General features: G+C 69.4%; 18 protein-coding genes and 3 pseudogenes. 14 read left to right on the forward strand and 7 right to left on the reverse strand.

The window, feature by feature from the left end; genetic code table 11:
• The first annotated feature begins 35 nt into the window (after positions 1-35).
• Complete coding sequence (locus OHO83_RS41745; RefSeq protein ID WP_266666294.1) at positions 36-560, forward strand: hypothetical protein; 525 nt, start codon at positions 36-38, stop codon at positions 558-560.
• 65 nt (positions 561-625) lie between these two features.
• Here OHO83_RS41745 and OHO83_RS41750 read toward each other — a convergent pair whose 3' ends face one another.
• The 3 genes and pseudogenes from OHO83_RS41750 to OHO83_RS41760 form a co-directional block, all read right to left on the reverse strand.
• On the reverse strand, positions 626-1,123 hold the full coding sequence (locus OHO83_RS41750) for a hypothetical protein (protein WP_266666292.1): 498 nt from the start codon (positions 1,121-1,123) through the stop codon (positions 626-628).
• A gap of 211 nt (positions 1,124-1,334) precedes the next feature.
• A pseudogene (locus tag OHO83_RS41755) lies at positions 1,335-2,390 on the reverse strand (HAMP domain-containing sensor histidine kinase); the annotation flags it as partial.
• Positions 2,391-2,423: 33 nt separating this feature from the next.
• A complete protein-coding gene (locus tag OHO83_RS41760; protein WP_266666290.1) occupies positions 2,424-3,662 on the reverse strand; it encodes an RNA-guided endonuclease InsQ/TnpB family protein in 1,239 nt (412 codons plus the stop codon).
• A 40-nt stretch (positions 3,663-3,702) separates the two neighbouring features.
• Between OHO83_RS41760 and OHO83_RS41765 the strand changes: the two are divergent.
• The 4 genes and pseudogenes from OHO83_RS41765 to OHO83_RS41780 form a co-directional block, all read left to right on the forward strand.
• Positions 3,703-3,894: pseudogene (locus OHO83_RS41765) on the forward strand (transposase); the annotation flags it as partial.
• Positions 3,891-4,433: pseudogene (locus OHO83_RS41770) on the forward strand (GDP-mannose 4,6-dehydratase); the annotation flags it as partial. The pseudogenes OHO83_RS41765 and OHO83_RS41770, both read left to right, overlap by 4 nt.
• A 234-nt stretch (positions 4,434-4,667) precedes the next feature.
• Positions 4,668-5,666, forward strand: a complete 999-nt coding sequence (locus tag OHO83_RS41775; protein WP_266666288.1) for a class I SAM-dependent methyltransferase — start codon at positions 4,668-4,670, stop codon at positions 5,664-5,666.
• Positions 5,667-5,801: 135 nt separating this feature from the next.
• Positions 5,802-6,365 (forward strand): dihydrofolate reductase family protein, encoded by a 564-nt coding sequence (locus OHO83_RS41780; protein ID WP_266666286.1) that lies wholly within the window; start codon positions 5,802-5,804, stop codon positions 6,363-6,365.
• A gap of 57 nt (positions 6,366-6,422) precedes the next feature.
• Here OHO83_RS41780 and OHO83_RS41785 read toward each other — a convergent pair whose 3' ends face one another.
• Entirely contained in the window at positions 6,423-6,767 is a 345-nt protein-coding gene (locus tag OHO83_RS41785; RefSeq protein ID WP_266666284.1) for a VOC family protein, read from the reverse strand.
• Between the two features lie 215 nt (positions 6,768-6,982).
• Between OHO83_RS41785 and OHO83_RS41790 the strand changes: the two genes are divergently transcribed.
• The 9 genes from OHO83_RS41790 (at position 6,983) to OHO83_RS41830 (ending at position 16,345) form a co-directional block, all read left to right on the forward strand.
• On the forward strand, positions 6,983-7,147 hold the full coding sequence (locus tag OHO83_RS41790) for a hypothetical protein (protein WP_266666282.1): 165 nt from the start codon (positions 6,983-6,985) through the stop codon (positions 7,145-7,147).
• A 181-nt stretch (positions 7,148-7,328) separates the two neighbouring features.
• Positions 7,329-7,823 (forward strand): carboxymuconolactone decarboxylase family protein, encoded by a 495-nt coding sequence (locus tag OHO83_RS41795; protein WP_266666280.1) that lies wholly within the window; start codon positions 7,329-7,331, stop codon positions 7,821-7,823.
• Positions 7,824-8,010: 187 nt separating this feature from the next.
• Positions 8,011-8,559 carry a YciI family protein gene (locus OHO83_RS41800; protein ID WP_266676068.1) on the forward strand — a complete coding sequence of 183 codons (549 nt, stop codon included), beginning with the start codon at positions 8,011-8,013 and terminating at the stop codon, positions 8,557-8,559.
• Between the two features lie 110 nt (positions 8,560-8,669).
• Complete coding sequence (locus OHO83_RS41805) at positions 8,670-9,551, forward strand: hypothetical protein (RefSeq protein WP_266666278.1); 882 nt, start codon at positions 8,670-8,672, stop codon at positions 9,549-9,551.
• Positions 9,552-9,633: 82 nt separating this feature from the next.
• The gene (locus OHO83_RS41810) at positions 9,634-10,332 is read left to right on the forward strand and encodes an HAD family hydrolase (RefSeq protein WP_266666276.1); all 699 of its coding nucleotides are present in this window, start codon (positions 9,634-9,636) and stop codon (positions 10,330-10,332) included.
• A 164-nt stretch (positions 10,333-10,496) separates the two neighbouring features.
• Positions 10,497-10,805 carry a trypco2 family protein gene (locus tag OHO83_RS41815; RefSeq protein ID WP_266666274.1) on the forward strand — a complete coding sequence of 103 codons (309 nt, stop codon included), beginning with the start codon at positions 10,497-10,499 and terminating at the stop codon, positions 10,803-10,805.
• Positions 10,806-10,820: 15 nt separating this feature from the next.
• Positions 10,821-14,813 (forward strand): serine protease, encoded by a 3,993-nt coding sequence (locus OHO83_RS41820; protein WP_266666272.1) that lies wholly within the window; start codon positions 10,821-10,823, stop codon positions 14,811-14,813.
• A 4-nt stretch (positions 14,814-14,817) separates the two neighbouring features.
• Positions 14,818-15,273, forward strand: coding sequence for a DUF4913 domain-containing protein (locus OHO83_RS41825; RefSeq protein ID WP_266666270.1), 456 nt, complete (start codon positions 14,818-14,820; stop codon positions 15,271-15,273).
• A 397-nt stretch (positions 15,274-15,670) separates the two neighbouring features.
• Positions 15,671-16,345 carry a DUF4158 domain-containing protein gene (locus OHO83_RS41830; RefSeq protein WP_266676066.1) on the forward strand — a complete coding sequence of 225 codons (675 nt, stop codon included), beginning with the start codon at positions 15,671-15,673 and terminating at the stop codon, positions 16,343-16,345.
• A 560-nt stretch (positions 16,346-16,905) separates the two neighbouring features.
• Here OHO83_RS41830 and OHO83_RS41835 read toward each other — a convergent pair.
• From OHO83_RS41835 to OHO83_RS41850, 3 genes are all read right to left on the reverse strand, one after another.
• Entirely contained in the window at positions 16,906-17,613 is a 708-nt protein-coding gene (locus OHO83_RS41835; RefSeq protein ID WP_266666268.1) for a hypothetical protein, read from the reverse strand.
• Positions 17,614-18,086: 473 nt separating this feature from the next.
• Positions 18,087-18,710 carry a malonic semialdehyde reductase gene (locus OHO83_RS41845; protein WP_266666266.1) on the reverse strand — a complete coding sequence of 208 codons (624 nt, stop codon included), beginning with the start codon at positions 18,708-18,710 and terminating at the stop codon, positions 18,087-18,089.
• A gap of 142 nt (positions 18,711-18,852) precedes the next feature.
• Positions 18,853-20,871: an acetoacetate--CoA ligase gene (locus OHO83_RS41850; RefSeq protein ID WP_266666265.1), complete on the reverse strand. Its 2,019-nt coding sequence runs from the start codon at positions 20,869-20,871 to the stop codon at positions 18,853-18,855.
• Positions 20,872-20,881: the final 10 nt, after the last annotated feature.

Raw genomic sequence — 20,881 nt, forward strand, 5'->3', positions numbered from 1 at the left:
TTGGCCCGTGGTGCCGGCGGTCGGCCGGGGCCGTCGTGGATGAGGTTCGCCGTCATGCGGTGTGCCGCGGCGGACCGGCCTTGCTTGCGGTAGAGGGCCAGGGCGGTGGTCCAGGCTTCTCGGGCACCGGCATCTTCGCCGCGCTCGGCGTGGATGTCTCCGAGCTGGGACCAGGTGTCGGCTTCTCGGCTGGCGTTGCCGATGGCCTGGAAGTGGGAACAGATGCGCAGGATACCCAGTGGTGCCGCCGCGCTCGTGACCGCGGCGGTGGTCGTCGTGGCGATGAGCGGCGCGGCGCAGGCGAAGCCCGCCGACGGAGACTGGCAGGGGTGCCCTTACGGGAGGTCTGCGTCTACGGTCAGAACGTCAGCCCGTGGGCCGATCCACACTCGACCGGCGTGTACCGGAGCTACGGTGCCCACAACCTGATTGGCCAGTACGGCAACCACTGGTTCGTCGGCAACCAGTACGGCGGTGCCGGTGTGAGCCTGTGCGAGGGGTACAACGGCCCATGTGTCACCGTTTCCTCGACGCCCAGTACGCCGAGTCCGTCGACCTGACCTCCTACAACTCGATCACTCTGAACCGGTAGAACACCCGGTGCCGGCCTCGGGGCTTCGTGTCGTCAGTCGGACACGATGTGGAGGATTGCCGTGCCGTCCTCGCCGGTGGTCGCCTGGATCACCACCGCGTCGGGCTGGGGGCTCGGTCGAGCGGTGTCATCCAGGCCACCGCAGGAGTTGCCTCCGCCGTTGCTGCGGAGGACCGTGATGCAACCTTGGCCCGGGCCACTCGCACCGCCCTGGGACCGGCCACTGCCCGACTTCACCGTGTACTCCACCTTGTTCGGGCCGACCTCGGTGACGGACAGGGTCGCCGGACCGGCCGGGCCCTTGAAACGGATCGTCACCGGGCCGGTCACCGCGATCTCACAGTTGCCGTCCGCGCAGGCGCGGACATCACGCCCGTCCGCCGCCGACACGGACGGCTGCGCGGAGGAGGATGGCGGCGATGTGGGTTTCGAGGCCTGACGACTGGGTGAAGACGTGTCGTCGGCGTTGTCCGTGCTGCCGCAGCCACTCACCGCCAGGGCGACCAACGCGGCGAGTGTGATGCCCGTCACCCGCCGAGGATGCGAACGCCCTGTCGGCAGCCTCTCTGGCCGCAGCCCCTCTGCGGATGTCGTCGCGGCCATGAAGCCCCCTCGTGTTCCGAGCCTGCGTGCGTTCGGTGTCCGGCAGGCAGTCTTCCCTCTTGCCACGGCCGTCACGCACCGCACCGGCCCGAGCGGATTGCGGCCTCGCTCGAATGGCGGCGTGTGAGGCCACCGGCCCTCAGCCGAACTTCAGCCGGAACAACGCCCCGCCCCCCTGCGCCTGCTCCGCCGTCAGTTCCGCTCCGTGGGCCCGCGCGATCTGGCGGGCCATGGCCAGGCCGAGACCCGAACCGGGCAGGGCGCGGGCGGTCTCCGCGCGGTAGAAGCGGTCGAAGACATACGGCAGGTCCTCCGTGGTGATCCCGGGGCCGTGGTCGCGGACCGTCAGTTCGAGACGCTCGCCCGACCCCGACCCCGACCCCGACCCCGACCCCGACCCCGACCCCGCGTGCCGGGACGCGGTGAGTTCCACCTCCACCGGGAGCCCTTCCGGGCTGAACTTCGCCGCGTTGTCCAGCAAGTTCGTCAGCAATCTGGTCAGTCGCGCGGGAACCCCCGGCCGTACGGTCTCGGCGGCATCCGGGGCCATGTGGAGGGTGAAGGGGGTGCCGGGCCAGTGTGCGCGGGCCGCCGCCACCGTGTGTTCGGCAAGCGCGGCGATCCGTACCTCTTCGAGGAGCGGCGTGGGCTCCTCGTCCCTGGCCAGTTCGATCAAGTCGTTCACCAGGCCCGTCACTTCGCGCAGCTGCCGTGCCAGTGCGCCCGCCGCCCGGTCGCGTTGCGCGTCGGTCAACCGGTCGGCTCGGGCCAGGAGTTCCGCGTTCGTGCGCAGCGCGGTGAGTGGGGTGCGCAGTTCGTGCGAGGCGTCCGCGACCAGGCGGCGCTGCGCCGTCACCGACTGCTCCAGTTCGCCCAGCATCGTGTTGAAGCTCGTGGCCAGGCGGGTCACCTCGTCCTCACGGCCCGGTGGGCCCGGCGGCAGTGCGATGCGGTGGCGCGGGTCGCGGGTCGACGCGATGCGTTCGGCGGTCGCGGTCAGCCTGGCCACCGGCGCGAGTCCGGTCCTGGACACCCAGTAGCCGAGCCCGGCCGCCAGCAGAACGCCCGCCGCGCCGATCACGGCCAGCAGCCCGGCCGCCTGGCGTACCCCCTTCTCGACGCTGTCCGAACGGAGCGCGACCTGGAGGGCCTTGTCGTCTCCGAGGCGAGTCGTCAGCATCCGCGTGGGCTTGCCGGAGAGCGTGATGTTGGTCAACTTGACCCGTCGCTAGAGCGGCGGGTTTGCAGAGCGGGCGCCAGTGGCTGTGGTGCTGTGCTTGCGTCTGGTCTCACGCCCGGGTGCCGGGGGTGGGTCTGGGACGGTTGACTGCGCCCCGCGTCGCCGCAACTGTTCCGCGCGATGGCGGATGTTGCGGGAGCCGTTGCGGTCCGCGTGATCAACGAATCCGCAGGACCGGCACGCGAACCAGGCCTGGGAGACCCGGTTCGCTTTGTCTGTGTGGCCGCATTCGGCGCAGGTGCGGGAGGTGTACGCCGGATCGACATACACCACCGGCACACCGGCCTTCTTGGCCTTGTACGCGATGAACTGCCCGAGCTGAGCGAAGCTCCAGCTCGAGTGGGTGGCCCGTTGGGGCTTGCGAAGCCGTACCCGTTCGCGGATGCCCGTCAGATCTTCCAGGGCGATTCCGCGACCGGTGCGTTCTGCCTCGGCCACCACATGCTTCGCGATCTTGTGGTTGATGTCCCTGGCCCGCCGCGCTTCCTTGCGCCTGCGTTTCTTCAGCCGGCGTTTGGCGGACGGGGTGTTCTTCTTCTGCAGCTTGGTGCGCAGCGTGCGTTCACGCGCCCGCGCTCGGTTCAGGGCGCGTCCGGCCATGATCTCGCCGTCCGAGGTGGTGGCGATGTTGACGATGCCGAGATCGATGCCGAGGAAGCCGTCCGGGTCGGTGTTTGGTTCCGTCTCGGGGATCTCACAGGTGGCGTTCAAGAACCACATGCCGTCCCGGTACAGCAGGTCGGACTCGCCCTTGCGGTACAGGGCCAGGCGCGCCAGCTGCTCAGGGGAGGCGGTGAAGGCCACCTCCTTGATCCGCCCGGACAGCGTCCAGATGGAGACGGTCCGGTCCCCGGTCTGCCAGGACAGCATCCGGTCGTCATAGGGCTGGGCGCCCTCGGGCCGGAAGGCGACTGGTTTCCCGGTGGCCTGCCGGTAGCGCTTGGACCACGGCTTGCCCATGTTCCCGGCCCGCGCGTTCGCCGCCAGCGTGGTGTACGCGTCGCACGTCTTCTTGATCACATGCTGAGCGGCTTGCGCGCCGAGCCCCCACCGCTGCCTGATCTCGGCGTAGGTGTGCTGGCGCAGCGCGAAGTTCCGCTTCACGTCCTTGGCGAAGGCAACCCCGGACACCCAGGTAGCGGCCTCGTTGCAGGCGTGCAGGGTCGCCTCAAGTGCCGCCGCCTGCACAGGCGTCGGCAGCAACTTGACCTGCACCACCAGTTTCACCCGGCCAGGCTAGTGCCTGGCATTGACCTGGGTCACCGAGATGAGACCAGACCGGGATTTACGCAGGGGACGTAGCGTCGTCCACACCCTGCCCGCGCATTTGGTCTTCGCCCCGAAGTGCCGTCGGGGAGTGTTCACCGACGATCTCCTCACGCGCTGCGAGGAGATCATGCGGGACGTCTGCGCCGACTTCGGCGGTGAACTGCGGGAGTTCAACGGCGAGCGGGACCATACTCCGCCTCCAAGATCGGCGCGGACATGATGGCGCTGTCGCACTGGCACGCCTTCGAACTGCCCGTGACGATAGTGCGGCCGTTCAACACCTATGGCCCTCGGCAGTCCGCGCGCGCAGTGATACCGACGATCCTGTCCCAACTGCACGCGGGCGCAACGGAGATCAGGCTCGGCTCGCTCACCCCGACCCGCGACTTCACCTACGTCACCGACACCGCGGCCGGATTCCTGGCACTCGCGGACTGCGACCGGGCACTCGGCCAGTCCGTCAACCTCGGCACCGGGCGGAAGATCTCCGTCGGGGACCTGGCGACCGCGCTGATCTCCGCGTCGGGCCGTGACGCGAAGGAGGTCGTGGACCCGGCACGCCTGCGGCCGTCCGGCAGCGAGGTGGAGCGCCTGCTCTCCGACAACGCGAGGGCGCGTGAGTGGGCGGGGTGGCAGCCTGAGGTGTCCCTGGAGGACGGGCTGAAGCGGACGTCGCAGTGGGTGGCCGACAACATCGCGCTGTTCGCGACGGACCGCTACCAAGTCTGAGCCAGGGGCCGGTTATCCAGGTCTGAGTCCGGGGGCCGGGATCAGGTCCGGTCAGGGTGTGGGGTGGGGTGGGGTGTGTCCGGTGGCTGGGGAGGGCCGGTCGTCGGGCGACTGAACGCGTGAGGGGCACGCAATGCCGTGATGCCTTGCGCATGAGGCCGTCGAGCCGGAGAACTTCTTGCGTTATAGGCAAGGGCTTATGCGTAGAACGAAATGGCGCGTACGGTCGATGTCATGACGCACCCCACGCCCGCACCGCACGGTTCCCCTGCACACTCCCAGCCGCACGGGCACGGGTCCCATGAGATCGGCCACGGCGTCCACGACTCCCACGTCCACGACTCCCACGGCCACGGCGCCCACGGCGCCCACGCGCAGGAAAGCCACGGCGCACCTGCCCATGAACATGAGCAGGACGGCCTCGCGGAACTGCTCGATCTCGATGCCGAACTGTTCGCGCCCTACATCGAGGCCTCGATGCGCTCCATCGCCGAAGCGGCCGGGGACGACGTCAAGCGGATCGTGGACCTCGGTGCCGGCAGCGGCACCGGAACGTTCGCTCTGCTGAAGCAGTTCCACTCCGCCCAGGTGACGGCCGTGGACAGCTCCGCCCACATGCTGGAACAGCTGACCAGAACCGCCGCCGCCAAGAACCTGGCCTCGCGTGTCCACGCGCTGGAAGCGGACATCGGGACGGGCCTTCCGGGCGTCACTGACGTGGACCTCGTATGGGCCTCCGCCTCCATGCACCACATGAACGACCCCATGGCGACCCTCGGTATCGTCTTCGAGGCGCTGCGCCCGGGCGGATTCCTGGCCATCGCCGAACTGGACGGGATGCCACGTTTTCTCGCCGACGACGCGGTACCGGAGCGCCCCGGACTGGAAGGCCGCTTCCGTGAGGCGCTCACCACGCTGCACGACGAAGAGGTACCCCACATGGGAGCCGACTGGGGCGCACTGCTGGCCTCGGCCGGATTCACCCTTGAGGAGGAACGCGCAGAGAGCCTCGAACTGCGCCCGCAGCCCGGCGGCAGCGCCGGGCTCTACGCGCATGGCACGCTCAGCCGTATCCGCGGCGCACTGGTCGGCCGCATCGACCCGGCCGACCTGGAAGCGCTGGACACCCTGGTGAACGGGGGCCCGGCGGACGTACGCCGTCGCGACGACCTGGTGGTGCGCTCCACGCGCCAGCTCTGGATCGCGCGCCGCCCCACGGACAGCCGCTCGTAGCGGCCCACAGGAGCGAGCGTCATGGTTGGCTGAACAGGTCGAGTCACGCGATGCCGCTTCGACGTCTCTACTGGAGGCCACGGCCGATGGGACCGGGCGTGGCACGGAAGGCGCGAGCCGTTCGGAGGTATGGCCATGCAGAGACTCACCGTCGATGTGTTCGTCTCGGTTGACGGGTATGCCGGCAGCGCGACATCGCCCGCCTACTTCGGCTACGACGGACCCATGCTCGAGGAGTGGATCCGCGAGGAGATGGCCGGGCCGCAGCTGGTGCTCATGGGGCGGCGTACCTACGAGGCCCTCGCGGGTCTCTCCGGGGAGACGGGTGGCGCCGGCACGGACCCGGTGCCCGGTGTGGACAAGGTCGTCTTCTCGTCGACGCTGAAGACGGTCTCCTGGCAGGACACCCGCGTGTGCCAGGACGACCTGATCTCCGAGGTCACCCGGCTCAAGAGCGAGGGCCATGTGCCGATGCGGACCATGGGCAGTCTGTCCGTGGTCCGGCAGCTCCTCGAAGCGGGCCTCGTGGACCGGCTGAGGCTGACGACCTTTCCGCTGCTCGTGGGGGAGTCGGGCCGCGAGCCGTTGTTCGCCGGTGTGGGGTCGGCCGACCTTGAGCTGGTGAGCCACCATGACCTGGACGGGAGGGTGCTGGTGATGGAGTACCGCCCCACGGGACGCGCCATTCCACGGGCCTGACGGGAAGCCCACCTGGCCCTGGCCACCGGGCCCTGCCCACCCGCCCCTGAAGAGGCCTCAGAGGTTGTGTGCCGTCTCGTGGCGCGGCTGGTAGAGGCCCAGCTCGCCTCCGCCCGGGAGCCGGATCCCGGTCTTGAGGCCCCAGCCGGCGTTCGTGACCGGGGCGCACGTGACCCCCTTGGCCGAGAGCTCGTCGACCGTCGCGTTGACGTCCTCGCACATCAGGTACAGCTCGTGTGACGGTGCGTCGGAGGGATGGACTGCCACCTCTGCCGGAGGCAGTTGGAAGATGAGCCAGCCGTCGCCGGCATCGACGTGCGGATACCCCAGAACATTCTTGAAGAAGGCGCGGTCCGCCTCCGCGTCCTGGCTGTAGATGATGACGTGAGCGCCGTTGATCATGCGTGCAGCGTACTTACCGCTGGGGAGGGAGTCCGGATATGACGCCGTGTCTGCGGCGGCGATGTCCTGGCGGAGAAACGGTGGCTGCCCTTGATGGATACGCCTCACCCGGTGCGCGCAGCCGGTGCGGCCGGGGATCGGCCCGCACGAACCGACTGACGCGTCTACGCCGCCCTCGGCCGACGCCCGTACGCCGAAGCGGCTATGTGCTCCAGGTGCAGAGCGAGCCACCCGCGACGCCGGTCACCGCCGAGGACATCGCCGCCTTCAACCAGCGCTTCCCCCGGACGTTCGCCGCCGCGGCCGCCCACACTCCGGACGAGAAGTTCACCCGCAGCCTGGACCTGCTCTGCGCCGGCATCGCGACGCTCATCCCGTGAATCTCGCTCATCCCGTGAACTCGCTCAGTCCTTGAACCTCGTCCATCCCGTGACCCTCGTCGTCGGTGGCCGCTCCCGCGGCGCATGACGTGGAGACGCAGGTCACCTGCGGCCATGTCACAGCGCGCGGAGCCGTTTCGTCATAGGGGTGCAGGCATCGGCAACGACGGAGGAGTTCACGATGAACGCCCGTTTGAACATGTTCGGCAACCCGACGGCCATGAAGGTCTGGAAGCACGTCATCGCGGCGAACCAGGTGCTCGCCGAGTCGTCGGTGCCGGACACGACGCTGGAGCTGGTGAAGATCCGCGCCAGCCAGATCAACGGGTGCGGCGGCTGCCTCGACATGCACACCAAGGACGCCGCTGCCGCCGGTGAGACCTCGACGCGCCTCAACCTGGTCGCGGCGTGGAGGGAGGCCACGGTCTACACCGAGGCCGAGCGCGCGGCGCTGGAGCTGACGGACCAGGGCACCCGCATCGCCGACGCGGCCGGCGGCGTCCCGGACGAGGTCTGGGCGAACGCCGCCAAGTACTACGACGAGGACCAGCTCGCCGTCCTGGTGTCGCAGATCGCCGTCATCAACGCGTTCAACCGCGGCAACGTCATCATCCAGATGCCGGCCGGCGACTACCAGCCCGGCCTGCTGGGACAACCCGGTCCGCACGGACGATGAGGTGTGCCTGGCCCGGCAGGTGCTCTCCGGACGACCGCCGGGCCCGGCCGACCTGTCCGATCAGGCTGACCTTGCCCGATCAGGTGACCTGCCCGATGAGGTGACCTGCCAGTTCAAGGGTCTTGCTCGCAGGCCGAATGAGGACGACCGCGAGATGACGCAGGGCATCGTGGGGGAGAGTGTGCGCATGGAGTTCTTCTGTTACCACCGCGATCGTCTCGACTCTCTCGCGCTGCGCGACGAGTTGCTGGAAGACCACTGGTCCTACATGGACCAGTACGGCGAAGAGCTGATCGCTCGCGGCCCCACGCTCAGCAGCGACGGTGAGGAGCCGACGGGGAGTGTGCACATCGTCGACCTGCCGGACACCGCCGCGGCACGCGCGTTCGCGTTCGACGAACCCGGCTATCAGGCGGGCGTGTACCGGGACGTGATGCTGCGCCGGTGGCGCAACGGGCTGGGGCGCACCATGTGGGACTACCCCGGTGGCCCGACCGAAGGCGACCGATATCTGGTGCTCGGCCTCGGTGCGGGGCAGGCTGTCGACCTCGATGTGCCCGCCGATCAAGACGACTTGATCGCGTATGGACCCCTGCTGTCCGACGACGGAGCCACCTGGCTGGGTACGGCGGCGCTCGTCCGGGCGCCGGACCCGGACACGGCATGCGCCGTTCTGACCGTGGGTCTCTACGCCGAGATCGAGGTCCACAACTGGCAGTTCGGCGGCAGGCGGTGATGACGAACGTCACCTTGCCCTGCGAGCGGAGGACGAGCGAGCCGTGCAACGATTCCGGCCCGGCGCGCGTCATTTCTCCGAGAGTTCATTTCGATGCCCGAAGGACGTAAATGCAACGCGAGTGTGTCTTCGGTGTCGCCGGGGCCGTGCTGTTGGCCACAGCCGGCATCACCGCCTGTCAGGGCGACGCCTCGGCCGCGCCGGCCGGCGCGGCGCGGATCGTCAAGGACACCGATGACGAGGCGGTCATCGAACTGTCCGACGGACGCCGGGTCTCCCTGCGCTACCAAGCCGGTACGGGCCTGCTCGAACGGCACCGGAGCGCCGGCGGCAAGCCCTGGTCGCAGTCGAAGACGGTCTACGCCACCAAGGCCGACCCCTGCCGGGGCATCGACCTGAAGGCGAACCGCGCCACCGTCACCGTGCGCGCCAACTTCGGACAGTACTGCCGGGACGGCGAGCCACCGATGGAGAGTGTCGCCGCCGTCGGCACCGGTGGACTCGGGAAGTGGGACACCCACATCGCCAAGAACTGGGACGGCTGGGACCGGGTCGACATCGCCCGGAACGGGAAGTCGGCGACGTTCTCGGCCAAGTCGTGGGCCAGCACGACGACGCTCCACTGGCGCGCGGGCAAGGGCTTCGGAGAGATCGCGACCACGTACAAGAAGCTGGGTGAACGGTTCCTCGGCACCTGGCGCGCCGAGGACGGCAGTCATCAGGTGACCTTCCGGCAGAGCGAGGTCAACGTGCCCGCGTCGGCCACGGTCGAGATGCTCAAGGGCCCCACGTGCAAGGTCCGTATGGACTTGATCAACATCTGGGAGGACCGGGTACAGCCCAGGGGAGCCAAGGTCCTGGAGGGCGAGAAGACCACGTACTGCCCGCCCGAGGAATTCAATTCCGAGTACGTGGTGACGGCTGCCGACGGGCCGATGGCGCTCAGGAACCTCGGGGACGCCACACCGCTGGTGACGTACCGGAAGTCGTGACGAGGTCGCCACGAGCGTCATCCGTCTCCTGGCCCACTGGCGGGCTTGCGCACCGGAGACGGGGAAGGTGAGGATCACCGGCATGGTCAAAGGTGTGATGTTCGACTTTTCCGGGACCCTCTTCCGTATCGAGTCCGTTCTGGAGTGGCTGGGAGCGGTTGTCGCCGAGGCGGGACTCGACATGAGTGTGGACGGACTCGCCGCGTGTGCCGGTCGGTTGACCGAGGTCGGGGCTCTGCCCGGAGGGGCTCCGCCTCGCGCGCTGCCGGCGCATCTCGAGGGCCTGTGGCGTGAACGGGACCTCAGCGCCGAGAAGCACCGCGCTGCCTTTACCGCTCTTGCCCGTGAGGCGTCCCTCCCGTCGGCGGAACTGGCCGAGGCACTGTACGACCGGCATCGCACGTCGGCCGCATGGCGCCCCTATCCCGACACCGAGGCGACACTCCGCGCTCTGCGCGGGCGGGGCGTCCCGGTCGCTGTGGTGAGCAATATCGGCTGGGACCTGCGGCCCGTCTTCCGTGACCACGGGGTCGACGGCCTTGTCGACGCGTACATCCTCTCCTTCGAACACGGGGTGCAGAAGCCTGATCCGAGGCTCTTCGAAGCGGCCTGCGACAAGCTCGGACTGCCGCCCGGGGAGGTCCTCATGGTCGGCGACGATCGCGTCGCGGACGCCGGGGCCTCGGCGCTCGGATGCCGGGTCCATCTGGTCGACCACCTGCCCGTCGACCGACGCCCGAACGCGCTGCGGGCCGTTCTTGACCTCGTACAGGAAGCGTGAGTTGCGGTGACCTCCTCTTCGGTCAGCGTCGACGGAGCGGCCGGGGTTCTGCGTTTCGCGGATCGTCATCTGCCTTTCGTGGGGGATGGCGGCTCGTTGGGGTGATCGTGCCCCGGGATCGCTAGGATGGCTGTCCGTGCTGAAGTCGTGACGAGGGGTGGGGCATGGCGAGCGGGGAGCGCGACGAGGACTGGTTGGACCTGGCTGACGCCATCGAGGTGTTGCGTTCCCAGCTGTCGGAGGCGCAACGCCGGGGCCAGGGATCGGAGTTGCGCTTCGTGCTGGGCGAGATCACCGCGGAGTTCGAGATCGAGCTGGTGCGCACGCGCAACGGCGGCGGTGCCCTGCGGTTCGGCGTCGTGGAGGCCAACGGCCGCCAGGAGCGGTCGAAGCGGTCCGCCCAACGTGTGACCCTGCGTCTGAACCCGGAACGCCGCGGCGGCGGAGACGTGGCCGTGGGCGACGTCGACTAGTACGGCGGTGGGGTGATGGAGGAGGAACAGGTCGTTCTCGTCCGCGGCGCCGGGATCGGCAGCGGCTATCTGATCGCGCCGCGGCTCGTCCTGACCGCCGCGCATCTGTTGCCGCCGCCGGAGACGCGGGCCGAGATCACCGTGGCGCTGCGGGATTCGGCGGCGCGGTGCCCGGTGGTGGTGCGGTGGCGACGGCTCGACGAGGTCGTGGACGCCGCCCTGTTGGAGATCCCCGCCGCTGACCCGCAGTGGTCCACGCCCGCCACACTGCGCGGCGCCCTCGGCCGTCGCCCGCAACGCTGGGGCTGGTGCGTGACGGGCGGTTCCGAGATGCGGGTCACCGCCACGGGATTCCCCCGGCAGCAGCGGGCCGCGGACGGCGGCCGCGACCGCGAGCAACTGCTCGGCCGGGTCAGGCCGCACGGCGGCAGGGTCTCCGAAATCATCGACGACGCGGGCCTGTTGGGATTCGACACCACGGGGCTCGACCACGAGACCGCCGCGAAGATCACCTCATGGTCCGGGATGTCGGGCGCGGCCCTCTTCCAGGAACGCGGGAAGCTGCTGCTCGGCGTGGTGCGCGCGGACCGCCGGCCGCGCCACGGGACCCGGCTGACGTACACCCGCAGCGAGGACCTGCTGGCCCACGACGACTTCCGCGCGGTGGTCCGCGAGGCGACCTCCGTCGATCCGCAGCCCGAACCGGCCGAGCTCGCGGGCCTGTTGGAGTCGGCGCCGCCCAAACGGGAGGTGACGTCCCCCACCATGCTGCTGCGGGCCGACACCGAGGTCGTGTCGTTCCACGGCAGGGAGGACACCCTCGCCGACCTGGAGCAGTGGTGCCTGGCGGATTCCGACGGCGCGACCGCTGTCCGCGTGATCACCGCCCCCGGCGGTCAGGGCAAGACCCGACTGGCGCGACAGGTGATGGCGCGGCTGCGCAACCGCGGCTGGGTGGCCGGGCAGGTACGCCACAAGCCACGCGACCTGGACGCGCTGCGCACCGTGCAGCACCCGCTGCTCCTCGTCGTCGACTACGCCGAGACCCGGCCCGAGCTGGTCAGGGAACTGCGGGAGCAGACCGAGGAGGCCAGACATCCGGTACGCCTGTTGCTGCTCGCCCGCTCCCTCGGTTCCTGGCGGACCAGGGCGACCGGCGCCCTCCCCGAGACCCGTCTGCGCGCGCTCAGCACCGGTGCCGTCGACCGGGAGCACGCGTTTTTGACGGCGGCCCGCGACCTCTCCGGCCGCCTGGCCGAGGTGACCGGTGAGACGGACATCGACTGGGCCCGGCTCTCCGACACCCTCCCGGCAGCGGTCCGAGATGCGGGCCCGCGGGGCGAGACGGCGCTGACCGTTCAGATGGCGGCCCTTGCCGCACTGCTGCGCCATGTACGGGTCCCCCAGCCGGTCGGGGACGTGCTGGAGTCCCAACTCCTGTGGCACGAGCAGAAGTACTGGCAGGACTCCGCCGAGGAGTGGGGCATGGGCCGACGGGCGCAGCGGCTGCAGGCGCGGGCCGTGGCGGCGGCCGTGCTGTGTCCCGCGCAGGACGAACGGGAAGCCCGAGCCACCATCGCCCGGCTGCTCCCCGACGAACCGGCATGGCTGACCGCGGAGATCGCCGCCTGGCTCCGTGATCTCTATCCGCCGCCCGAGGGCCGTTACTGGGGCCGGCTCGAACCGGACCGGCTGGCGGAGTACCAGGCTTCCGAGCAGGTCATCGACGATGCGGGGCTGCTGGGCAGGCTGCTCGCCGGAGCCCCGGACCATCAACAGGTGCAGGCGCTCACCGTACTGGCCCGGTCTGCGGTGGCCCACGTCAACGAGGGCCGTACCCGCGAGGCCCGCATCCTCGTCGACCGGCTCCGCGAGGCGGTGCGCCCGGCGCACACCGGCGAGCCGCATACCACCAGCAGCCTGACAGCCGCTGAACCGCTGACAGCCGCCGCCCTGCGCGCGCACTCCGACGCCCTGCCGGAACAGTCCCATGTGCTGCGTGAGTACGCCCTCGACGTCGCCCGCGAACTGAGCCGTCTGTGCCGAGCCACGGGCGACGGCCCGCAGGCGCTGCGCGACCGCGCGTGGGCGTTGCACAACCTGGCGGAGCGCCACATGGCGGTCGGCGACTGGGAGGCGGCCCGGGTGGCGGCCGGCGACGCGGCCGCGATCCGCAGGACGACGGCGGTCGACGGGGCGAGCACGCACCGCACGGAGTGGGCCGACTCGCTGCTGGCGCTCTCGCAGGCCCGGCGCATGACCAGGCACCTGATGGAGGCCCACGACGCAGGCGGCCAGGCGCTGGACCTCTTCCGCACGCTCGCGGCACAGGGCGGCGAGGACGGGGAGAAACGCGAGCGCGGCCTGGTGCGGGCGCTCATCAACCAGTCACAGGTGGTCTGGCGACTCGACCCGAGCGCGATTCCCTTCGACCAGATCGCCAGGTCCGACGACCACACGGACGAGGCCGTCCGACGCGCCCGCGCTCTGGTGGCCCGGCACCCCGATCTGGATCCCCTCCTGCTCACCAAGGCGCTGGCGGAGCGAGGGGCGAACCTGTGGCGCCTCCAACGGCATTCGGAGGCGCTGTCGCTCAGCGAGGAGGCGGCCGGGACAGCGCGCCGGCTGGCCAGGGAGAACCCCGACGCCTACGCCGCCGACCTCGCGAGCGCGCTGATGGGACTGGCGGTCGACTACAGCAACGCCACACGGCCACCCGGCGAGGCCATGGCGCTCGTACGGGAAGCGATCGAACTGCTGCGCCCACTGGCCGAAGATCTTCCCGGGGTCCACCGCTCCACTCTGGCGCAGATGCTGCACAACCTGGCCTGGGAACAGTCCGACGCGGGGGACGCCGCGGCGGCCCGGGAGTCCATCGCGGAGGCCGTCGAGCATCGCCGGGCCCTGACCCGCCAACCGTACGGGACGCCCGTTCCCGCTCTGGCCCAGTCGGTGAGCGCGCTCGCCACCTACCACGCGAGCGCCGGCGACCACCGGGCGGCGGTGGAGGGATACGAGGACGCCCTGGCGACCTACGACCGTACCGAAATCCCGCTCAGCGCCAGTGACTTGATGAACCAGTCCGGGACAGCCCTCAGACTCGCCCGCTCCTACGATGCCCTGGGCCGCTCGGCGGACGCGCTCACCGCCCTGAACCAGGCCCTCGCCGTCCGGCACCGCCTCGGGGAGTACGCCCCCAGCCTGTACACCGAGGGGTACGCCACCGCTCTCCACGACCTCTCCGACCTGTACCGCAAGTACGACCGTCCGGTCGCGGAGCGCATCCTGCTGCGCCAGGCGCAACCCTTCTATCGCCGGCTGGCCCGCGTCACCGAGGAGGGGCGCGAGGGGCTGGCGTGGTGTCTGCACGACCTCGGCACGAGCTACGCCACGTCCCGGGCGACGGCCGACCGCGCGGTCACGTCCCTACGGGAGGCGTACGAGCTGCGCGTACAGCTGTCGGCCGGCGACGCGAGACATGAGGAGGAACTGGCCGGCACCTGCGCGCAGCTGGCCCGCGCCCTGCTGATGACGAGCTCCTTCCACGAAGCCGTGCGTATCGCGGAGCACGAGGTGAGCCTTCGCAGCCGCCTGCTCGGCACGAACAGGGCGCGCCACGAGCGCCCGCTGTGCTTCGCGCTCCTACGGCTGGCCGAAGGGCGGGCGTCGGCGGGGAACGAGGCCGAGGCATGGCGCACCGCACTCCAGGCGGAGCAGGCCTGCCTGACGCTGGTCGACCGCCCCGGCGAGCCGCAGGCCGAGCGCGCGCTGCTCCTGTGCCGACTGGCCAGAGCGCTGAGCCTGTGCGGTCGCCGCGACTGGAGCAGGGCCGCCCGTGCGCAGCGACCGGCGCGACGGGCCGTCCGCATCTACCGCCGCCTCGTGGACCAGGACCCGAGCGCGCACCAGGCCGACCTGACACGAGCCCTCAACACGCTCACCAGAGTCCTGGAACGCCTTGGCCGCCATGCCGAGGCAATCGACGTACAGCTGCGAAAGGGAGCATGACGCCGTGACATCACCACTGCCCGACGGCGAGAGGGACGAGTCGCTGGAGGCCATCCGGCGGGACGAGGAGAGCGCCACCCGGCCGGCAGAGCTGTTCTACCCGAACGTGGTCGAGTTCGTCGCCGACCGGTTCATCTATTTCGTCCCCCGACCCACCCCCGAATCCGGGCGGGTGTGGTGCCCGAGCTGGTACGCCCACGCTCAGGCACTGTCCCGGCTGGACTCCCTGTGGCGCGCGTGGGAGACATTGCGCTGGGACGGCGCGCTGGGCATGTCGAACTGGTGGCTCCACCATGTCGACCCGCATCTGAGCGTCCTGATGGACCCGGTCACGGGGCCGTTCGCCGGGTGCGCCGACGGCCATCGCAGGAGTGAGCCCCTGCCGATCGACGAGGTGCCGGACGGTCTGTTCGATCAACACACGACACCGCGGTCGAACGACCCGTTCTCCCTGGACTGACCGGCCTGTCTTGTCTCCTGCCGAGACCTCTCGTCCGCCCGGCAACGGAGTCGTCGGCGCCATGAAGCGCACGAACTGCCGGGACCATCAGGGGCATTCGCGACTACCCTCGTATGTCGTGAACGCCTACTTCACGACGGAACAGTGCCCCAGCTGCGGTTGCCACACCGATGGCCTGTCCAACAGATTCGCCTGCACTTCCTGCGACACGGTATGGACATCGGGGGACCCGGACTCGGTCGTGAGCCCTCGCGCAAGCGTCATGTGACGGTCGGGCAGCGCTGGTCGGTCACGCCCAGGAGTGTGACCCAGATACGGCAGAAACGGTCCGCGGGATGATCTTGAACCTCTGAAAGGCCCGACCAGCCACCCGTTCGGCCCAGAGTCGTTGGTGGTGATGTTGAGCTGTCGTCTGGGCCCGGGCGCGATGGTGACCTCGATCGAGCGGATCGCGTATCCGCGATTCAAGCGCCTGATCAGTGCGCACGAGGTGTACCTGCTCTTCGCCCCGACCCGGGACGAAGCAGCGTGGGCCGCGGAGTGTACGGACTCCGACAGCCACCAGCTCGCGCTCCTGTTGGCGTTGAAGTCCTACCAGCGCTTGGGCCGCTTCCCGCGGGCGGAGGAGTATTCCGACTCCGTGGTGGACTTCACCCGCCGGGCCGTGGAACTCGGCGAGGAGGCCGAACTGCCGGCGCTCGCGGAGAAGGCCTCGAAGAACCACCGCAGCCTGGTCCGGCGACTGCTGCAGGCCCGTTACGCCCCGGACCAGGCCCGGAAGGTGGCCGAGACGGCGATCCGGGAGACGGCCGCGGTCAAGAACCGCCCGGTCGACCTGATCGACATCGCGTTGGAGAAGGTGGTGGAGACCGGGCTGGAGATCCCGGAGTTCTCCACCCTGGACCGGACGGCCGCCCGGATCCGCGCCGAGGTGAACGGCTCGATCTTGGATCGGCTGCACGAGCGGATGGGCGCATTCGGCCGCGATCGCATGACCGAGCTGCTGGAGCGGCGCCTGCCGGACCACCACCGAGCAAAACCGTTGTTCTCCAGACTTCGATATGTCTCATGAGACATGGAGGCGGCCTTCATCCTCGCGAGCGCCTCGACGCTTCTTGGCCAGGTCCGTAGTCGGCCGGCAGCCGCCTGGGTGTGGCGCAACGCGTCGTCCAGGACGGGAGCCAGGTGACCGCTGGTTTCGTCGTCGAGTCCCGCAGGCCGGCCCAGCCGAGCGAGTGCTGGATCGGAGGGGTAGCCGCGTCTGCCCGCGCGAGTGACGAAGCTCCGCCGTTCCGGGTGCTGAGCGCGCGATAGGCGGTAGCCCTAGGAGCCCCGAGGAGGCGGGCGGTCTCACTGACGGGTCTACTGGCGGAACAGCATCACGCGGCACCCCGCGTTCGTTCACTCGTTTAAGGGAACCGACGAAATGCGCAGGTCAGTGGCGACTCCAGCCGCTCGGTGATCGTTTCCCGTGCCCTTGTAGATCGTTTTCCACCGCCGAGGTGAGCCGTTGGCACGAGTTCGTCACCGAGCTTCAGCATCGCGGTCCCGGCCCTCCATGGCCGGATCCGACGGCAGCGGGCCGGCCTCCGGCACGTTAGCCCTGGCTGAACTCGGGAACACGTCTCCGAGCTAAAGGTCCGTACCGGCGTTGCCCTCGTCGTTCGGAGAGTCTCGCCGCTTGATCTCGCCCTTGGTGGAAGGGCCCTTTCCCTGCCCCTCCAACAACTCCAGGAGCGCAGAGTCTGCCTTTTCCTGGTCTTCCTTCGTCAGTTCGACAGGGGCGTTGATGTAGACGGCATACCGGTCGGGATAAATGATGTTGGTGGTCCTCAAGGTGAACGTCAGAAGCGAGCGCCAACCCTTGCGGTGGCCAACCCTCACTTGGACTCGAACCTTGTAGTCGCGGGCCTCGAGAACCAACCCGGAAAACGGTGCCTCGAACTCGATGAAGAGTTGTTGCGCCGCTCTGCCAGGCACAACGAATCCGGCTGGTAGCTTCTTTTCCTCGTCCGGCCCGGGTTGGAGACGAGATGGTGAAGATGCCCACAGGAGCGGCAGATGAGAGGCGGGCTCATCCGGGAAGCTCAGCATGAGATCCTGCACCACTATCGGCTTGGCGCCGGTGTTGTGAAAGACGAGCGGAAGCCGCAGGCGAGTCATGGAGCCGTGGCAAATCGCTGCAAAGGAGTGAGGCTCCCACGTCTCCAGGCGCCCCTGTCTGGCGTTGATCCACCAGAATGAGGCTACGGTGAAGAGCAATGCACTGATCGACACGACGCTGGCAGCAGAAAGCGATGAGAACGCATTCTGATCAACGGCGGCCGTCAGCGGAAGCACAAATTCAGTGTGCCAGTCTCAGCGTGGGTACGCTCAACGTCGCCTATGGGGCAACGGCAGCTAGGGCCTGTCCGGCCGATCATGCCGCGGCCGCGGGAGCACCGCAGGCCGCGGCGTGACCCTGAGGCCTCGGACGAGCGTCAAAGCGGCTTGATGCGGGCCCGAGCAGGCAGAACTCATCGTCCTCGAGGTCGGCCAGGACATGCCACTGCTCGTTCCCGGTCCGGCCGATGCCGGCCCGGCGGGCACCGGGCACCTGTTGATCACCCTGGCCTCCGCCCTTGTAGATGGCCGCTACGAGGACGGTGTCTTCCAGAAAGCCCACCACAACCGCCTCGGGCAGGGGCGAAAAAATGGGCCCTGGCACTCAGGAGAACACCGGCGCCTATGGCATGGCATTTTCTACGTCCACGCAGACCACTCCCGGGCCGCTCGGACTTCGGATGCCGCGCGACCAGGTGGCGTCAGTGCCGTCAGACCCAGGCGACGGCGTCCTCGACGGGCACGCGGGGCAGCCGCGGGAACCACGGGTCGGCACCGGGGTGACCGATGTTGACCACCAAGTGCGAACGCCAGCTGGTACCGGCGAAGAACTCCTCGTCCACGCCCGCCTTGTTGAAGCCCGCCATAGGACCTGCGGCGAGCCCCGCTGCGCGCACCGCGAGCAGGAAGACCCCGGTCTGCAGTGCCGAGTTGTAGGCCGCGATGCCCTCGCGCGCGTCGATCTGGTGGGCGAACGCTGCTCGCAGTATGTCGCCGCGGGCCGGGAAGACTGTCGGCATCTGCTCGTGGAAGTCGGCGTCGTACGCCAGGATCGCCACGGCCGGCGCACTGAGCGTCTTGGCCCTGTTTCCCTCGTCGAGATGCCGGACGAGTCGCTCCTTGCCCTCGCAGGTGCGCACGAAGAGCACACGCAGAGGTTGGCCGTTGGCGGCGCTCGGCGACCAGCGGGCGAGTTCCCAGATCGTGGCGAGTTCGTCGTCGGCAACGGCCACCTCGGCGAAGGTGTTCACGGTGCGGGCCTCGGTGAACAGCACCTTTCGTCCAGCGTCGTCGAGGACATCGAGGGCCCGCGGTTCGCGGTCGGTCATGCTCATCTTTTCTCTCTTACTTCGGTTGTGTGTGGTGCCGGGGCGGGTTGATCGCCCCGGCACCACCCCGTGGGGACGGGGTTTGCGGAGCCGGGCGGGGCACAAGGACCCGGTGCTGTCACGTGGGCCTGTGGTCCCCTGACCGACGTCATGTGTGGTGCGTTGAACGCTTGTTCCGCTCCGCGCCCAACCGGGCGAAGTAGGCGATCAGTTCGGGGTTGTCGACCGCCGCGGGGTTCAGGACCTGCTCGGCGGGAGCACCCTGAAGCAGGCGCTTGACGGGAACCTCGAGCTTCTTTCCGGTCTTCGTGTGCGGGAGTGCCGGTACAGCGAGGATCTCGTCGGGGACGTGGCGGGGTGAGACGTCGGCGCGGATCGCGTCGCGGATCCGGTCGCGCAGGGGGTCGTCCAGGCGGACTCCGTCGGCGAGGACCACGAAGAGCGGCATCCAGTAGCCGCCGTCGGGTTCCTCCGCACCGATGACGAGGGCCTCGAAAATCTCGGGGAGGCGCTCGACGGCGTAGTGGATGTCGGCACTGCCCAGGCGCACGCCGTTGCGGTTGAGGGTGGCGTCGGAGCGGCCGTGGACGATCACCGAGCCGTGCGAGGTGAGCGTGATCCAGTCGCCGTGCCGCCACACATCGGGGTAGGCACCGAAGTAGGCGTCGCGATAGCGGCTGCCGTCGGGGTCGTTCCAGAAGTACAGCGGCATGGACGGCATGGGCCGGGTGACGACCAGTTCCCCGACCTGATCGAGGACAGGGGCGCCCGTCGCGTCGTAGGCGGCCAGCGCCACGCCCAGGCCGGGGGCGGACAGCTCCCCCGCCCAGACGGGGGTCGTGGAGGCGCTGCCGGCGAAACCGGAGACGATGTCTGTGCCGCCGCTGGTGGAGGCCAGCTGGACGCCTGCGCCCACGTGGTCGCGGACCCAGGGGTAGGCGGAGGCGGGCAGAGCGGAGCCGGTGCAGCCGACGACACGGACGGCCGACAGGTCGTGCACGGAGGGTTCGATGCCCAGCTTGGCCATGGCCAGCAGATACTGCGGGCTGGTGCCGAAGACGGTGACCCTGTGACGGGCCGCCAGTTCCCACAGGACGTCCGGACGTGCCTGCGGTGCCGGGCTGCCGTCGTAGGTGCAGGTGGTGGCACCGGTCAGCAGAGTGGAGACGACCAGGTTCCACATCATCCAGTGGGTGGTGGTGTACCACAGCAGGCGGTCCCCGGCGCCCAGATCGGTGTGCAGGCCGAGCATCTTGAGGTGTTCGAGCAGGACCCCGCCGTGCCCGTGGACGATGCCCTTGGGCAGTCCGGTGGTGCCGGAAGAGAACACCACCCACAGAGGGTGGTCGAACGGCACCTGGACGCAAGAGAGGTCCTCGGTGCGGGCGGCCGCGTCCTCCCAGGGAACCGTCAGCCCCGGGTTCCCGCCCTCGGGCCAGGTGAGGCCCACGTGGTCCACGAGCACCGTGGCCTTCAGCGTCGGCAGGGCGGCGGCGAGTTCGAGCGAGGCGGCGCGGCGGTCGTGTGTGGCGCCGTTGAAGAGGTAGCCGTCCGCGGTGATGAGCACCATGGGCTCGAGCTGGGCGAAGCGGTCGGCGGCGGCTTTGGGGGCGTAGTCCTGGCCGCACACCGACCACACCGCGCCCAGGCTTGCAGTGGCGAGGAAGGAGATGACGGCGTGGGGAGTGTTGGGTAGGTAGCCCACCACGAGATCGCCCTGTCCGACGCCCAGGTCGCGCAGGCCGGCAGCGACCGAGGCGACCCGGGCGCGCAGTTCCTGGCCCGTTATCTCATAGCCGGCTCCGGTCTCGTCCAGGGCGGTGATCGCGGGAGCGTCCGGCTGCAGGTTGCGCAGCGCGTGATGGGCGTAGTTGAGGGTGGCGCCGGGGAACCAGCGGGCGCCGGGCATGGTCTCCTCGTCCAGTACCCGCTCGTACGGAGTCGTCGCGTCGATGTCGAAGTACTCCCATACCGCAGCCCAGAACCCTTCGAGGTCGGTCACGGACCACTGGTACAGGGCGGGGTAGTCCGTGGGCTCCTGGATCCTTTCGCCACCCCGGCGCCGGGCCGCCCATCGGGCGAAGTCCGCGATGCGGCTGTGGGCGGCCGACTTCGGGTCGGGGGTGAAGAAGGGTTCCGTATACGGCTCAGGGTGCGGGGTGGTCATGGTGTGGTGC

This window comes from Streptomyces sp. NBC_00569 (assembly GCF_036345255.1).
In the GTDB taxonomy this organism is placed as follows: domain Bacteria; phylum Actinomycetota; class Actinomycetes; order Streptomycetales; family Streptomycetaceae; genus Streptomyces.

What these genes read in the sequence shown, in the direction of transcription:
- OHO83_RS41775 (WP_266666288.1), top strand. Translation starts at nt 4,668, where the DNA reads ATGACGCACCCCACGCCCGCACCGCACGGTTCCCCTGCACACTCCCAG.
- OHO83_RS41780 (WP_266666286.1), top strand. Translation starts at nt 5,802, where the DNA reads ATGCAGAGACTCACCGTCGATGTGTTCGTCTCGGTTGACGGGTATGCC.
- OHO83_RS41785 (WP_266666284.1), bottom strand. Translation starts at nt 6,767, where the DNA reads ATGATCAACGGCGCTCACGTCATCATCTACAGCCAGGACGCGGAGGCG.
- OHO83_RS41795 (WP_266666280.1), top strand. Translation starts at nt 7,329, where the DNA reads ATGAACGCCCGTTTGAACATGTTCGGCAACCCGACGGCCATGAAGGTC.
- OHO83_RS41800 (WP_266676068.1), top strand. Translation starts at nt 8,011, where the DNA reads ATGGAGTTCTTCTGTTACCACCGCGATCGTCTCGACTCTCTCGCGCTG.
- OHO83_RS41805 (WP_266666278.1), top strand. Translation starts at nt 8,670, where the DNA reads ATGCAACGCGAGTGTGTCTTCGGTGTCGCCGGGGCCGTGCTGTTGGCC.
- OHO83_RS41810 (WP_266666276.1), top strand. Translation starts at nt 9,634, where the DNA reads ATGGTCAAAGGTGTGATGTTCGACTTTTCCGGGACCCTCTTCCGTATC.
- OHO83_RS41815 (WP_266666274.1), top strand. Translation starts at nt 10,497, where the DNA reads ATGGCGAGCGGGGAGCGCGACGAGGACTGGTTGGACCTGGCTGACGCC.
- OHO83_RS41820 (WP_266666272.1), top strand. Translation starts at nt 10,821, where the DNA reads ATGGAGGAGGAACAGGTCGTTCTCGTCCGCGGCGCCGGGATCGGCAGC.
- OHO83_RS41830 (WP_266676066.1), top strand. Translation starts at nt 15,671, where the DNA reads ATGTTGAGCTGTCGTCTGGGCCCGGGCGCGATGGTGACCTCGATCGAG.
- OHO83_RS41845 (WP_266666266.1), bottom strand. Translation starts at nt 18,710, where the DNA reads ATGAGCATGACCGACCGCGAACCGCGGGCCCTCGATGTCCTCGACGAC.
- OHO83_RS41850 (WP_266666265.1), bottom strand. Translation starts at nt 20,871, where the DNA reads ATGACCACCCCGCACCCTGAGCCGTATACGGAACCCTTCTTCACCCCC.